At 52.9% G+C, this 14,619-nt stretch carries 15 protein-coding genes; 8 read left to right on the top strand and 7 right to left on the bottom strand.

Translation table 11 applies throughout. The features are described from left to right. Positions 1-70 precede the first annotated feature (70 nt). The 6 genes from J2X14_RS16880 to J2X14_RS16855 all read right to left on the bottom strand — a co-directional run bounded on the left by J2X14_RS16880 (position 71) and on the right by J2X14_RS16855 (position 4,080). Positions 71-967, bottom strand: coding sequence for a Dyp-type peroxidase (locus J2X14_RS16880; protein ID WP_352412334.1), 897 nt, complete (start codon positions 965-967; stop codon positions 71-73). A gap of 195 nt (positions 968-1,162) precedes the next feature. Next, positions 1,163-1,465 carry a hypothetical protein gene (locus J2X14_RS16875; RefSeq protein WP_352412333.1) on the bottom strand — a complete coding sequence of 101 codons (303 nt, stop codon included), beginning with the start codon at positions 1,463-1,465 and terminating at the stop codon, positions 1,163-1,165. Further along, positions 1,462-2,313: an RNase A-like domain-containing protein gene (locus J2X14_RS16870; protein WP_352412332.1), complete on the bottom strand. Its 852-nt coding sequence runs from the start codon at positions 2,311-2,313 to the stop codon at positions 1,462-1,464. Before J2X14_RS16870 ends, J2X14_RS16875 begins: the two co-directional genes overlap by 4 nt. Positions 2,314-2,484: 171 nt before the next feature. Further along, positions 2,485-3,093, bottom strand: a complete 609-nt coding sequence (locus J2X14_RS16865) for an RpoE-regulated lipoprotein (RefSeq protein WP_352412331.1) — start codon at positions 3,091-3,093, stop codon at positions 2,485-2,487. Positions 3,094-3,159: 66 nt separating this feature from the next. Continuing rightward, a complete protein-coding gene (locus tag J2X14_RS16860) occupies positions 3,160-3,612 on the bottom strand; it encodes a DUF2919 domain-containing protein (RefSeq protein ID WP_352412359.1) in 453 nt (150 codons plus the stop codon). Between the two features lie 42 nt (positions 3,613-3,654). Next, the gene (locus J2X14_RS16855) at positions 3,655-4,080 is read right to left on the bottom strand and encodes a GNAT family acetyltransferase (protein WP_038624866.1); all 426 of its coding nucleotides are present in this window, start codon (positions 4,078-4,080) and stop codon (positions 3,655-3,657) included. Between the two features lie 191 nt (positions 4,081-4,271). Between J2X14_RS16855 and amiA the strand changes: the two genes are divergently transcribed. Both amiA and hemF read left to right on the top strand, forming a co-directional pair. Continuing rightward, on the top strand, positions 4,272-5,144 hold the full coding sequence (amiA, locus tag J2X14_RS16850) for an N-acetylmuramoyl-L-alanine amidase AmiA (RefSeq protein WP_502890023.1): 873 nt from the start codon (positions 4,272-4,274) through the stop codon (positions 5,142-5,144). A gap of 65 nt (positions 5,145-5,209) precedes the next feature. Beyond that, positions 5,210-6,124: an oxygen-dependent coproporphyrinogen oxidase gene (hemF, locus tag J2X14_RS16845; protein ID WP_352412329.1), complete on the top strand. Its 915-nt coding sequence runs from the start codon at positions 5,210-5,212 to the stop codon at positions 6,122-6,124. 165 nt (positions 6,125-6,289) lie between these two features. Here hemF and maeB read toward each other — a convergent pair whose 3' ends face one another. Next, entirely contained in the window at positions 6,290-8,569 is a 2,280-nt protein-coding gene (gene maeB, locus J2X14_RS16840) for an NADP-dependent oxaloacetate-decarboxylating malate dehydrogenase (protein ID WP_352412328.1), read from the bottom strand. A gap of 498 nt (positions 8,570-9,067) precedes the next feature. Between maeB and tal the strand changes: the two genes are divergently transcribed. The 6 genes from tal to J2X14_RS16810 all read left to right on the top strand — a co-directional run bounded on the left by tal (position 9,068) and on the right by J2X14_RS16810 (position 14,506). Continuing rightward, complete coding sequence (gene tal / locus J2X14_RS16835; RefSeq protein ID WP_352412327.1) at positions 9,068-10,018, top strand: transaldolase; 951 nt, start codon at positions 9,068-9,070, stop codon at positions 10,016-10,018. Between the two features lie 81 nt (positions 10,019-10,099). Then, complete coding sequence (gene tkt / locus J2X14_RS16830; protein WP_352412326.1) at positions 10,100-12,100, top strand: transketolase; 2,001 nt, start codon at positions 10,100-10,102, stop codon at positions 12,098-12,100. A 354-nt stretch (positions 12,101-12,454) separates the two neighbouring features. Next, on the top strand, positions 12,455-13,240 hold the full coding sequence (locus J2X14_RS16825; protein WP_352412325.1) for a YPO3983 family protein: 786 nt from the start codon (positions 12,455-12,457) through the stop codon (positions 13,238-13,240). Next, entirely contained in the window at positions 13,227-13,658 is a 432-nt protein-coding gene (locus tag J2X14_RS16820; RefSeq protein WP_352412324.1) for a DUF943 family protein, read from the top strand. Before J2X14_RS16825 ends, J2X14_RS16820 begins: the two co-directional genes overlap by 14 nt. Positions 13,659-13,721: 63 nt before the next feature. Further along, a complete protein-coding gene (locus J2X14_RS16815) occupies positions 13,722-14,204 on the top strand; it encodes an Hcp family type VI secretion system effector (protein WP_352412323.1) in 483 nt (160 codons plus the stop codon). Between the two features lie 68 nt (positions 14,205-14,272). Beyond that, on the top strand, positions 14,273-14,506 hold the full coding sequence (locus tag J2X14_RS16810) for a DUF3289 family protein (RefSeq protein WP_352412322.1): 234 nt from the start codon (positions 14,273-14,275) through the stop codon (positions 14,504-14,506). The last annotated feature ends 113 nt before the right edge of the window (positions 14,507-14,619 follow it).

The following is a 14,619-nucleotide window of genomic DNA, read 5'->3' as shown; positions in this document are numbered from 1 at the left end:
AATAGCTAAGCACAACAACGCCGCTGAAAAGCGATAATCTGGGCGATACCAGGCTGATATCGCCGCTGTTTTACAGCGCCAGCAGCGCCTCGACAGAGGGCGCGAACCACCAGGCACCGCTAACCGGTTTGGTAAAGCGCAGCATGGCGTCATATTTACCATCACGTTCGCCAAACATACTTAATAACTGCTGTTCGATATTGTACAGCGTAGCGCAGTAGGCAATAAAATAGAGGCCGTTAGTGCCGCTGGCGGTGCCGTAAGGCAGGCTCTGGCGCAGGATTTTTAAGCCCTGCCCGTTCTCTTTCAAATCGACACGACTAACATGCGACGTTGCCGGGCGCGCATCGCCTTCTAACTCTTCATTATTCAGTTTGGTACGCCCGATGATCTGCTCCTGCTTCGCAACCGGCAGGCGCTGCAGCTGCGATAAATTATGCTGCCAGCGTTGGGTAAAAACGTAGCTGCCGCCCGCGTCCGTTCCGTTAGCGATAATCGCGACCTGCTGGCGCTGCTCTCCCTGCGGGTTTTCCGTGCCGTCAACAAAACCAGAAAGATCGCGATCTTCCGTCCAGCGGAAACCGTGCGTCTCTTCCTCAATACGTAGCGCTGCACCAAACGCCGCTAATGCCGCCTGCGCCAGGGTGAAGTTCACATCATGACGCAGCGACTGAATATGAATCAGCACGTCGCGCTGAGTGGCAGGGGCCATATTGTTGCCCAGCGGCTGAAAATCTTTGAGTTCCGGCGCGCTGTCGCCCGGCTGCAGATCGCGCCAAAGCGCATTGCCAAAAGCCACGGTTGCGCCCAGCGCCGCATCGGGATAGCGCGTCTGCAGTTGGGTTAACTGCTGATGGAAGGTTTTTACGCCCTGGCGAATCGTATTCAGGTCGCCCTGAACCACAGCTTCCAGCCAAATGGCAAAACGATTGTGTTCGGGCAAAATGCCACTCTGATGCGGGGACATGCGCTGCTACTCCGGGAATGAAAAGGGTCGAAACAGGGCCATTATCATACCGGAAAACAACGGCAAGCAGCGTGCCGGGACAGATATTCTCTGTAATCCTTTAATGAGCCACCGGAAAGCGCGCAAAGTCAGGATACGGCTACAGCGCTGCCTGCAATTATCCTGCTGCCGCCCGCAAGGTTATTAATCGTGATTTCACTGTTGCGCCAACTCTTTCAAATAAGAAGCTAACCAGGTCAGGAAAACGGTTAACGTTGGCGGGAAAGCAACCCAATAATCATCATCACCCATCACGTTACGCAGCGCTGCCATCGCTGATTCATCGTCAGGGTAAAGCTGCAAAAAAAGATCGATTTCCGTTATTAGCTGTTCATCAACGCCCCCCAAAATATTAACCGCCGATTGCACAATTTCTGGGTAGGTATCACCAAACTCGCCATACTCGTTGCAGAAAAACAGGTTAAAAAAATGGCGTATATTGTCGAACTTCGTTTTCATTTTAGAACCGGATAAGCTGTCAGTAGATAATAGGGCCGTTGTCCCATGAATTCTCTTACCAAAACGAATTTAATTATACTGGCCTGATAAACGTTTGTTGAGGTTGCATCTATAACAATCCCAACCGGGTTATTCAGTTTATAGACTAATTCAATGGCGCGCTGACTTCTGTCAGGCGCGGCCATAGAGGCCCAGTGTTTAATTTTATAATGATGGGCTTTTAACCCTTGCGTAATCGCTCGCTCAGCAACCTCTAACGAGGTAAAAGAACTGAATGTACTGCCAGGTTTCAGGGTTAATGACTTCAGGCTTACTGCCCGCCGTTGAAACAGTTCCTCCGGCGTTTTCCCCACATGTTTTGCAATAGTATGGCCTCCGCCCGGCATGCCCTTAATCCCCTCATGTTCAATCAACCGTATTCGCCCCATCCGCACTTTAGCAATGCGCGCCGCGCCAATCGCCATCGCAGGCGCAAAAGGAATGGCAATATCTACGGTCAGCCCGATGCGCCAGGCGGTATCTTCACTGGCGCCAAATTGCTTAGCCAGCGCGGCGGCGGTCTGAAAGGTTGCCGTTCGGGTGTCGCGTCCGGTCAGGATGCGATCTATGGCGGTATGAATGGCGTCCATGCTGTGCGCCCCGGTGGCAATACAGGCCGCTTTTGTCAGCATCGTGGGATCGGGAGCGAGGCATAGAGTCGTGGCGCCCATTAATTCAACGGAGGCAAGCGCCAAATTAAGGCCGCCTAATAATCGATTGCTGAGGGTTTCTGCTTCGGTGATATTTTGCTGCGATAAAACAGCGGCAAGCTGCACGGGGCTTAGCGCAATAGTTAAACCATCTTCCATAATGACGACTCTCCAGATTTAAGTGGCGTTAATATCCCACCTAAAACCAGACCGCGCTGGACAAAAAATGCGCGCACGTGATCATAATATAATGTGTTATTTATTGGCTTACGAAAGTTTCGCACGAGCAGAATATCGCAGCGAGCGTTGCGTCCGCCGCGATATTTTTCCTCAACGCTGCCAGATAATTTTGCTGACCTGCCAGCTTTTTAATACATCATCCGGCGGTATCAGGCCCTGCGGACCCGCCCATTTCCCCTGGTACAGATAGCTGATATGTTCGCTATTGGGTGCCTGACAGAGTACGGCAGATGCCGCTTCCCCGCTGGCGACCTGACAATGACCAAAGGCTTTTTGATAATGTTCGCTAAAGGCATCGCCAATGCGCGTACCGTCGGCGCTGGCGATATCCCGATCCGCGACCTCAATGCGGCTTACGGTATCCTTGCCGCTAAAGGTCAACTTCACCTCATTATCGGTCAGCGCCTGCCAAAAGCTGACCACGCCGCCCTGTTCACTGCGCATCCCCTGCCGCAGCCGATAGTCACCGTTTAAACCGGCGTTAAGGGCGCTTTCCTGCAGCGGCGTGCTGCCATTGATCGCGCCGACGCCCTGCTCAGTTACCGTCAGGGAAGCGCCAAACCAGTTGCCAGGCCACAACGTGGACCATGACCAGTCAAGCGGATTCCACCAGCTGGATTCGCTGTTGTTTGAGCCGTGGCTGGCACAGCCCGCCATGAGTAAAGTCGCGACGATCAATGCCGGACGTAGTGATTTCATTGCAGCTCCTGTAGTGATTACGCAACCTTTTCCAGACAGGTTGGAGTCGTGTAAGCACAAAAAGTTTTATTCCGCCTGATTGAGTTGCGCATTAAAGCAGGCTTTCAGGCGACGACTAAACAGTAACCAGAGCAGCGCTAACAGATCAAACAGGGCGGGCAGCCACAGCGCAAATGATGAGATATCGCCCTCTTGCCCGCCCTGCCACAGCATCAGCGCCAGGCTCAGCAACAGCGTCACGCAGAGCACCCAGCGCCAGGCCTGCCAGATAGCGGGCCAGCGCTGGCGGTAACCGGTAAGCAGCAGGCCAGCGGCGGCAGGAATGCCCAGCGCCATCCCCAACCAAAAGATATTCCTGTCAGGATAAAAAAGTTCCAGCAGTTCCGCGCCCTGCTGACGCGACGCGCCCGCCATAACAAACAGTACCCAGGTACGCGCCTGCAACAGCAGGATCAGCCAAAACGTCAGCGGCAGGCGCAGCTGGCCTTTGCTGTCGTAGTCATCAGGTGTGAAAAGCATCATAAACCAGGTCTACAGCCGCGCCGACGCGGCCCGGCAAGATTAATACTCGCGATCTTCAATCAGCCGTTTGCCGAGGCAAACCGCATCCTGCATGTCGTAATCGAGCTTTTCATAAAAGCCAATTACCGCATCGTTTTCTTCACGCACGATCAGGTTGATTTTCGGGCAGCCGCGTGCAATCAGCTTTTTCTCCAGCCGGTTAAGCAACGCGTTGGCAAAGCCGCGTCCACGATAATCGGGATGCACGCCAAGGTAGTAGACCGAGCCGCGATGACCGTCGTAGCCGCCCATCAGGGTGCCAACGATTTCGCCGCCGACCACCGCCACCAGAAAGAGATCGGGATCGTGATTTAGCTTACGCTCAATATCCATTTCCGGATCGTTCCAGGGGCGCAGCAGATCGCAACGTTCCCAAAGCGTAATGACTTCTTCAAAGTCTTCCTGGCGGAATGCGCGGATTTCCATGAAATTTTCTCAGAGTTACTCACAATTCGCTGATTATCACGCATTCTTTTGCTGGCGCAAGCCTCATGGCGCATCAGGCAGGAAAAAAAGTCACGGCTGCTGCTTATTTAGCTGAAATAAATGGTAAAAGGCTGAAACAGCTTGCCTGTCGAAGCGCTGAGGCTGTCATGTTATAACGTTATTTTTTAACGTTGGACGCCGCCATGAAAAAATTCTCTCCAGTAACGACCCGACGCCAGCTGCTGCTTTCCGGGGCCACGCTGGCGCTGCTGCCCTCAATGCGAGCACTGGCGAAAGCTGAACAGCCGATGTTGTCAGCGGCACCTCGCCCGCAGGTAAAACCTTCGCGTCCCGCCAACGGCAAGAGAATTGTGATGCTCGATCCCGGTCATGGCGGGATTGATTCCGGCGCGGTGGGGCAAGAAGGCAGCGAAGAGAAACATATCGTGCTGGAGATCGCGCATAATGTGCGTCAGCAACTGAGCGAGCATCCTCATATTGAGGCGCGTCTGACGCGCGATAGCGACCATTTTATTCCGCTGGCCGAGCGGGTAGAGATTGCGCATCAGCACGGCGCCGATCTGTTTATGTCTATCCACGCCGACGGCTTTACCAATCCCAGCGCCAACGGCGCATCGGTCTTTGCCCTGTCGAATCGCGGTGCCAGCAGCGCGATGGCGCGCTATTTGTCAGAAAAAGAGAACGCGGCGGATAAAGTGGGCGGCGTGAAGGTGCAAAGTGATAATCCTTATCTGCAACAGGTGCTGTTTGATCTGGTGCAGACGGATACCATCAAAAATAGTTTGACGCTTGGCAGCCATATTCTTAAGCAGATTCGCCCGGTTCATCATCTGCATAGTCAGCATACCGAACAGGCTGCCTTTGCCGTGCTGAAATCGCCGTCGATTCCATCAGTGCTGGTCGAGACTTCTTTTATTACTAATCCAGCCGAGGAGCGCCTGTTAGGCACTACCGCTTTCCGGCAGAAGATCGCCAGCGCCATTACCAGCGGCATTGTGAGTTTTTTTGCTGAATTTGACCGCCACAATCGTCGGCCGGGTTAGGTATAATCTTCACACTGCAGCAAAAGACCAGTTAGTGGTCTTTTTTATTACATAGTGAAGCGAATATGAATGCTCCCAATATTGAACAGGTAAAAGCCTTTCTGCTGGCGTTACAGGATGAGATTTGTCAGCAGCTGGAACTGGCAGACGGCGGCGCGCAGTTTCAGGAAGATAGCTGGACGCGCGCTGGCGGCGGCGGCGGCCGTAGTCGCGTGCTGCGTGAAGGCGCGGTGTTTGAGCAGGCGGGCGTGAATTTTTCCCACGTGCATGGCGATAAGATGCCCGCTTCGGCGACTGCCCATCGCCCCGAGCTGGCCGGACGCAGTTTTGAGGCGCTGGGCGTTTCTCTGGTGATTCACCCGGAGAATCCCTATATTCCAACCAGTCACGCCAATGTGCGTTTTTTTATTGCCGAGAAGCCGGGTGCCGAGCCAGTTTGGTGGTTTGGCGGTGGTTTTGATTTAACGCCGTTTTACGGTTTTACCGAGGATGCGCTTCACTGGCATCAAACCGCTTTTGATTTGTGTCAGCCGTTTGGCGAGGATGTTTATGCTCGTTATAAAAAGTGGTGCGATGACTATTTTTATCTTAAGCATCGTAATGAGCAACGCGGGATTGGCGGGCTGTTTTTCGATGATCTGAATGCGCCTGATTTTGAGCGTAGTTTTGCGTTTACTCGCGCGGTGGGCCAGGGTTTTCTTGATGGTTATTTGCCTATTGTGCAGCGCCGCAAGGGGATGCCGTGGGGCGAGCGTGAGCGTCAGTTCCAGCTTTATCGTCGTGGCCGTTATGTGGAGTTTAATTTGGTGTGGGATCGCGGGACGCTGTTTGGTTTGCAAACCGGCGGGCGCACCGAGTCGATTTTGATGTCGATGCCGCCGCTGGTGCGTTGGGAGTATGATTATCAGCCGCAGCCGGGTTCGCCAGAGGCGGCGCTGTATAGCGATTTTCTGCCGGTTAAGGCGTGGCTGCCGGAGTAGGTTTGGTCGGCTAGTAGCTAGTAGCTTTGTGCCCGCACAGGGAGTGCAGGCCGATCGTAAAGACGCAAAAGACGTCATCCCTGACAGCTCGACCCGCGCCATCCATGGCGCGGGACGCTTTACTCTTCTGCCTGCACTCCCCGTGCTTTGGCTTCAACTACACAGCTATAGCGGCTGGGTTTGCGCCTCGACAACCGCCAGCGCGACCATATTGACGATACGCCGCACCGAGGAAATAGGCGTTAGCACGTGAACCGGCTTCGCGATGCCCATTAGCACCGGTCCAACGGTAACCCCTTCCGAGCTGGAGACGCGTAACAGGTTATAGCTGATTCGCGCCGCCTCGACGTTCGGCATAATCAGGACGTTAGCTGAGCCTTTTAATGGGCTGTCGGGCATTAAATCCTGACGAATGCTCTCTACCAGCGCGGCGTCGCCGTGCATTTCACCATCGATCTCCAGTTCCGGCGCGCGGGCGTTAACCAGCGCCAGCGTTTCGCGCATTTTACGTGCCGCCGGGGCATCAGAAGTGCCAAAGCTGGAATGCGATAACAGCGCCACTTTAGGCTCAATGCCAAAGCGTCGCACGGTTTCCGCCGCCATAATCGTTAGCTCCGCCAACTGCTCCGGCGTAGGATCTTCATTAACGTAGGTATCAGCAATAAAGGTGTTGCCGCTGGGCAACAGCAGCGCATTCATCGCGCCCGCTACGTTGATGCCGGGACGGAAACCAAACACCCGCTCGACTATCGCATAATGCTCCTGATAATCACCGATGGTGCCGCAAATCATGGCGTCCGCTTCACCGCGATGCACCATAATCGCGCCAATCAGCGTAGGGTTGCCGATCACCGCGCGCTGCGCCTGCTCAGGCGAGACGCCGCGCCGTTTCATCATCTGGTGATATTCGCTCCAGTAGGCTTTAAAACGCGGATCGGATTCATTGTTCACCACTTCAAAATCTTTGCCCGCCTCGATTTTCAGTCCCAGCTTTTGCAGGCGCATAGCAATAACGTTGGGACGACCAATAAGAATCGGTTTTGCCAGCCCCAGCGAAACCAGTTCCTGCGTGGCGTGCAGCACGCGCGCCTCCTCCCCTTCCGCCAGCACCACCCGCTTCGGCTCTTTACGCGCCTGGGCAAACACCGGCTTCATAAACAGGTTGGTTTTATACACAAACTCGGTCAGCTTCTCGCGGTAGGCCTCGAAATCGTCGATCGGTCGGGTCGCCACGCCTGATTCCATCGCCGCTTTCGCCACCGCAGGCGCGATCTGCACAATAAGACGCGGATCAAAAGGTTTAGGAATCAGATAGTCCGGGCCGAACGACAGCTCCTGATCGCCATAAGCGGAAGCCACCACGTCGCTCTGTTCCGCCAGCGCCAGCTCGGCGATGGCATGAACCGCCGCCAGCTTCATCGCTTCATTAATGGCCGTCGCGCCCACATCCAGCGCGCCGCGAAAAATAAACGGGAAGCAGAGAACATTATTAACCTGATTAGGAAAATCGGAACGGCCAGTGCAGATAATCGCATCGGGACGCACCGCTTTCGCCAGCGGCGGCAGGATCTCCGGCTCCGGGTTGGCCAGCGCCAGAATCAGCGGATTGGGTGCCATGCCCTGCACCATCTCCGGCGTCAGCACCCTCGGGCCAGAGCAGCCGAGAAAAATATCAGCACCGACAATCGCCTCGGCCAGCTGACGCATACCGTTGTCCGCAATGGCATAAGCCGCTTTGGTCTCCGCCATATTCGCTTCGCGCCCCTGCCAGATCACCCCTTTGGAATCGCAGACAATGATATTGCGCCGCTGCAGGCCCAGCTCCACCAGCAAATTCATGCAGGCGATCGCCGAAGCGCCCGCGCCGGAGACCACCAGCTTCACATCGGAGATATTCTTCTTCACGATGCGCAGCCCGTTTAGCACCGCAGCGGTGCAGATAATCGCCGTGCCGTGCTGATCGTCGTGAAACACCGGGATTTTCATTCGTTCACGCAGCGCTTTCTCAATATAAAAACACTCCGGCGCTTTAATATCCTCCAGGTTAATGCCGCCAAACGTCGGCTCAAGCGCAGCGATGATATTGATCAACCGATCGGGATCCAGCTCGTCCACCTCAATATCGAAAACATCAATGCCAGCGAACTTTTTAAACAGCACGCCTTTGCCTTCCATCACCGGCTTGCCTGCCAGCGCGCCAATATTTCCCAGCCCCAATACCGCCGTGCCGTTAGAGATCACAGCCACCAGGTTGCCGCGTGCGGTATATTTATGCGCCGCCAGCGGATCCTGCGCGATTTCCAGACAGGGCGCCGCTACGCCCGGTGAATAGGCCAGCGCCAGATCGCGTTGCGTGGCCAGCGGCTTGGTGGGAGAAACCTGTATTTTCCCCGGCTGTGGATATTGGTGAAAATCGAGCGCGCTCTGCTTGAGTTGATCGTCCATCGTCGGTTCCTTCGGTTGATAACGCGTAATAAAACATCAGCTGAGCAGTATATGAGCGCGCCGCCGCGAAAAAACTTGAGGTGCACCAAAGAATTGCCATCTCTGTACGCAGGCGTGCTAACCGCCAGGCGCGCGGTCACGATATTTTTTACTTCTGCTATGCTTTTTAGTGGCTCGCATACGTTTTCAGCCGGGCAACGCATTTTCTGTTGTGCCCCGATCGGCATAACAGGCACGGGTTATCAAGTTCATGCTTTATCTGCGTGGCATTCTGCCGCTAGCGATAAAACATCGGCATAGTTTTAAGCATCGTCAGGCCGCAACCCGGCTGACGCGGCTCTCGCTATCGAATGAGCCCATTGCAACAATCAGAGAAAACGCATTTCCACAGGGGGGCGGCTGGTGCAATGTGGTTCGTCTGAAATAAAGGATCGGGCTTAACAGGTCACGCCTGCCCACATTTAATGCACTACCCTTCGGTTATCAAGGAGCTAAGAGATGAATCAGCTAGATGCACTGAAACAATTCACCACCGTTGTGGCGGACAGCGGCGATATTGAATCCATTCGTAACTATAATCCTGAAGACGCCACCACCAACCCTTCTCTGATCCTGAAAGCCGCCGGACTCGACTCCTATAAGCACCTGATTGATGATGCGATTGAATACGCGAAAAAACAGGGCGGCAGCAAAGAAACGCAAATTATTAACGCCAGCGATAAAGTGGCTGTGAACCTCGGCATGGAAATTTTGAAAAGCGTGCCGGGCCGTGTTTCGACCGAAGTGGATGCACGCCTCTCCTTCGATCGTGGCATGTGCGTCACCAAAGCGGAAAAACTGGTAAGAATGTATGAAGACCACGGCATCGACCGCTCGCGCATTCTGATTAAACTGGCCTCCACCTGGGAAGGCATCCGCGCGGCAGAAGAGCTGGAGAAAAATGGCATCAACTGTAACCTGACGCTGCTGTTCTCGTTTGCCCAGGCACGCGCCTGCGCCGAAGCGGGCGTGTTCCTGATTTCGCCGTTTGTGGGCCGTATCTATGACTGGTACAACACCCGTCAGCCGATGGACCCGTACAACGTGGATGAAGATCCGGGCGTGAAATCGGTGCGTGCCATTTACGAGTACTATAAATCGCACCGCTATAAAACCATCATCATGGGCGCAAGCTTCCGTAAAACCGAGCAGATCCTGGCGCTGGCCGGCTGCGACCGCCTGACGATTTCCCCTAACCTGCTGCAGGATCTGCAGTCCAGCGATGCGCCGGTAGAACGCAAACTGACGCCATCAACGCAGGGCTTCCATGAGCCGTCGCCGCTTTCTGAATCAGAGTTCCGTTGGGAACATAACCAGGATCCGATGGCGGTAGAGAAACTCTCTGAAGGCATCCGTCAGTTTGCCGCTGACCAGATCAAACTGGAAGAGACGCTGGCGGCCCGGCTGTAACAGCCACATTAACGTTTGATTCAGGGGCGAATTTTCGCCCCGTTTTCATCCTTTCGACTCTTTCCTTTAAGGGAGAAAAACATGTCCTCACGTAGAGAACTGGCGAATGCGATTCGTGCGCTAAGCATGGATGCGGTACAAAAAGCAAAATCAGGCCACCCGGGTGCGCCGATGGGCATGGCGGATATCGCCGAAGTGCTGTGGCGCGATTTCCTGAAACATAATCCGACCAATCCCGCATGGGCCGACCGCGACCGTTTTATTCTCTCTAACGGCCACGGTTCAATGCTGCTGTATAGCTTGCTGCATCTGACCGGCTACGATCTGCCGATTGAGGAATTGAAAAATTTCCGTCAGCTGCACTCTAAAACGCCGGGCCACCCGGAGCTGGGCTATACGCCGGGCGTAGAAACCACCACCGGTCCGCTGGGACAGGGCCTGGCGAACGCTGTGGGCCTGGCTATCGCCGAACGCACGCTGGCGGCGCAGTTTAACCGCCCCGAGCATGACATCGTTGACCATTTCACCTATGTGTTTATGGGTGATGGTTGCCTGATGGAAGGTATTTCCCATGAAGTTTGCTCGCTGGCGGGTACGCTGGGCCTTGGCAAGCTGATCGGTTTCTATGACCACAACGGTATCTCTATCGATGGCGAGACCGAAGGCTGGTTTACCGATGATACCGCGCAGCGTTTTGAAGCCTATAACTGGCATGTTATCAGCGAAATCGACGGTCACGATCCTGAGGCAGTTGCGGCGGCGATTAAGGAAGCGCAAAGCGTGACCGATAAGCCATCGCTGATTATCTGCCGCACCATCATCGGCTTCGGTTCGCCGAACAAAGCGGGTAAAGAAGATGCGCACGGCGCGCCGCTGGGAGATGAAGAGATTGCGCTGACGCGTAAACAGCTGGGCTGGAACCACGCACCGTTTGATATCCCACAGGATATTTATCAGCAGTGGGATGCTAAACAGGCGGGCGAACAGCAGGAAAAAGCCTGGAACGAGAAATTCGCGGCTTATAAAGCGGCCTTCCCGGAGCTGGCTGCGGAATATAGCCGTCGCATGACCGGCGGTATGCCGGAGAACTGGCAGCAGGAAACGCAGAAATTTATCGAGCAGCTGCAGGCGAATGCGAACAAAATCGCCAGTCGTAAAGCGTCGCAAAATGCGCTGGAAGTTTACGGTAAGCTGTTGCCGGAATTCCTTGGCGGTTCAGCGGATCTGGCGCCCAGTAACCTGACGATCTGGTCAGGCTCAAAATCGATTAAAGACGATGCGGCCGGTAACTATATTCACTACGGCGTACGCGAGTTCGGCATGACGGCGATTGCCAACGGCATCGCGCATCATGGCGGCTTCGTGCCTTATACCGCGACCTTCCTGATGTTCGTGGAGTATGCGCGTAACGCGGTACGTATGGCGGCGCTGATGAAAGCGCGACAGATTATGGTGTATACCCATGACTCTATCGGCCTGGGCGAAGATGGTCCGACGCACCAGCCGGTTGAACAGCTGGCCAGCCTGCGTCTTACGCCAAATATGAGCACCTGGCGCCCTTGCGATCAGGTAGAAACTGCCGTGGCGTGGAAACATGCGATTGAGCGCCATAACGGCCCTACCGCACTGATCCTGTCGCGCCAGAACCTGATGCAGCCGGAGCGTACGCCGCAGCAGCTGGCGGATATCTCCCGTGGCGGCTATATCCTGCGCGATAGCGAAGGCACGCCGGAAGTTATCCTGATCGCGACCGGTTCCGAAGTGGAAATTACCCTGGGCGCGGCGGAAAAACTGACGCGTGCCGGGCATAAGGTGCGCGTGGTTTCCATGCCGTCAACCGACCTGTTTGATAAACAGGATGTCGCTTACCGTGAATCGGTTCTGCCTTCCACCGTAAGCGCTCGCGTGGCGGTAGAAGCGGGCATTGCTGATTACTGGTACAAGTATGTTGGCCTGAACGGCGCGATTGTGGGCATGACCACCTTTGGCGAGTCCGCTCCGGCAGATAAACTGTTTGCGGAGTTTGGCTTTACCGTTGAAAACATCGTTAGCCATGCTGAAACGCTGTTGAAACCGCATTAATAGGTTAATTAAGCATAAGCACGCCCCCGGGCGTGCTTTTTTATCGGCTGAATAGCTGTTCATTCCCGCCCGTCTAGTTATTCCAACTACCTCTTTAAATACTTTTTCCGCCGCGCCTTTTGTAAAGCCAGCGCAAATAACAAATAATAATAGCGTATAACATAAATACTCAGCGTTAATAAATGAAACCTTTAATTATAATCAGTTAATTGCTTCACTATTAACACCATGCTCTTTGACCTTAACAGCTAAAATAACCCAGCACGCCTCACACTTTTATTGTGATTACCTTCCTTCCGTTTTTCCACTGTTCTACCCTGCCCGCTAAGGATAAAAATTAAAAGGACCTCCGCGATGGCTGAGACGCTATTATCCCCCGCAATAAAACTGCCCTGCCTTTTATTTGCCACGCAACATACTATGGATGATTACGGTGCGCCCGATATGCAGTATGGCGACCTTTCCGCCGAGGTGCTGCGCCAACAATATCACCTACGCGATATCTCAGCGCGGGTTGATCCCTATACCCATCCCAACCATGAAGAGCGCGCCCGTATTTTGTTTGATGAGTTTCGCGATCTGTCAGATATGTTTTCATTTTATGGCAATTATAAGAGTCTGGCGCGAACCATGATTACCCATATGCAGTACGGCAACGGCAGCGTTTTCAGCGATCCGCTGCTGGACCAGGCGATGGCGGAGCATAGTTCTATGCAGAGCTCCGTTAACGTTATTTTAGAGACGATTCAAAATTATATTGACTGGGAAAGAAAAATTTTACCTGAGTCGGCACTTAAAGCTTTACACGATTCAATAATGAAATCCCTGCTGCCCCGGTTCGATGACGTTTCCGACCGGTTTAATGGTTTAGGCATCACGGTTCATGATACCTGGGCAACCCATATTAGTTTGGAAAGTTTACAGATCGATAAAGACAGTTTCACCGTAGCGATAAAATATCATATCCAGGATCATTTTGGCCTGGATGCAAAAGATATAAACAATAATTTTTATCGCCAGTTCCGTATCTTCAGGATATGGTTTTATCTCCAGCATATAAATAACAATGCGTTTAAACCATTTATTAGCGATATTGTTTTAACAAAAAAACCCCGTATAGGCCGTCATGATAAAATATAAATCTCTAACCACGCTCCTGGCAGCTACTCTGCTATTTATAGTGTATCGATCAATACTGCCAGTAAAAATTATTGGCGTGCATAGACCGGGTGAAACCCTGGCGGTTGTGATTGTAAAAAACTTTCCATTAACAAGACACGGTAAAATATCCTGGTGGAAAGATCATCAGCAACAACTGCAAGAAATGAACGGGTTTATTAATTCACCTGAAAACCATATTATTCTTTTTTTACAAACCGAATACAAAAAAGATTCTGGCACCGATCATGATAGCGATTTGCTTTGCTTTAAAGATATGTCTGACGCAGCCAATTGCGTATCTAAAGATAACCGCCCGCTGTTAATATGGCACTATCCGGATGGACGTACCGAATATATCACTGAAAATATTTTTCAGCGCTTTCTGCGACATCTATAACCCGCAGGAATGAGAACGGCAGACGCAATTCCCCGTAGTTAATCAACGTAACAGGAGTTAAGGATGAGTATCGATCTTTTTTTGAAAATCGAAAATATAGAGGGAGAAGCAAAGGATGCTAATCATAAAGGGTGGATTACGCTTACCGGTTTTAGCTGGGGCGCCAGTCAGCCGGGCAATATGCAAACGGGCGGCGGCGGCGGCGCTGGCAAAGTGACCTGGCGTGATCTGACGGCGAATGCGCCGATCGATCGCGCCACACCGGCAATTGCGCGCTACCTTTCCAGCGGCAAGCATATTAATAAAGTTGAGCTCTCTGCCTGTAAGGCGGGTAATCCGCAGATAGAATATATGCGGATTACTCTGGAGGAAGTGCTGTTAACCGGCCTGACTTACAACGGCACCAGCGGTAACGAGCGGGTTAACATGACCTATAATTTCCAGGCGGCCCGAATACGCCAGCAATACTGGGAACAAACGGAAAAAGGCGGCAAAGGCGCTGAAATAGCGGCGGGCTGGAATATCAAAGAAAATAAAGAGATGTAATATCAACTTATCTGCCGCTGCTTCGCTGCGGCGGCTTAGTTACCAACGTTGCTAAACGGAGCTTAGCGATGACAGAAAATTCAGCATCACCCGCGATAGAACTGCCCTGCCTTTTATTTGCTGGCGATCTGAATAGAATTAATGGACTGGACATTACCGTTCATGATATTTGGGCGATGCATATTTCCCTCGATTTCTTTGAGGTTAAAAATGAGAACTCTATTGCCAACATAAGGTTTAAGTTTCAGGATCATTTTGGCCTGCAATCAGCAACTATAAGCAATACGTTGATTGTTTACTGATACCGCGACGGTCATACAGGGTACACAACGGAAAGCATTTTTCGCCGTTTTTCTTAACAATTCAAATAAAACAGCGTCGCCACAGTGCGAGGTCGTTAGTGTCGATGCAGCCA

This window comes from Mixta sp. BE291 (assembly GCF_031457955.1).
GTDB lineage: Bacteria > Pseudomonadota > Gammaproteobacteria > Enterobacterales > Enterobacteriaceae > Mixta.
This window is presented reverse-complemented; position numbering and strand designations above follow the sequence as displayed.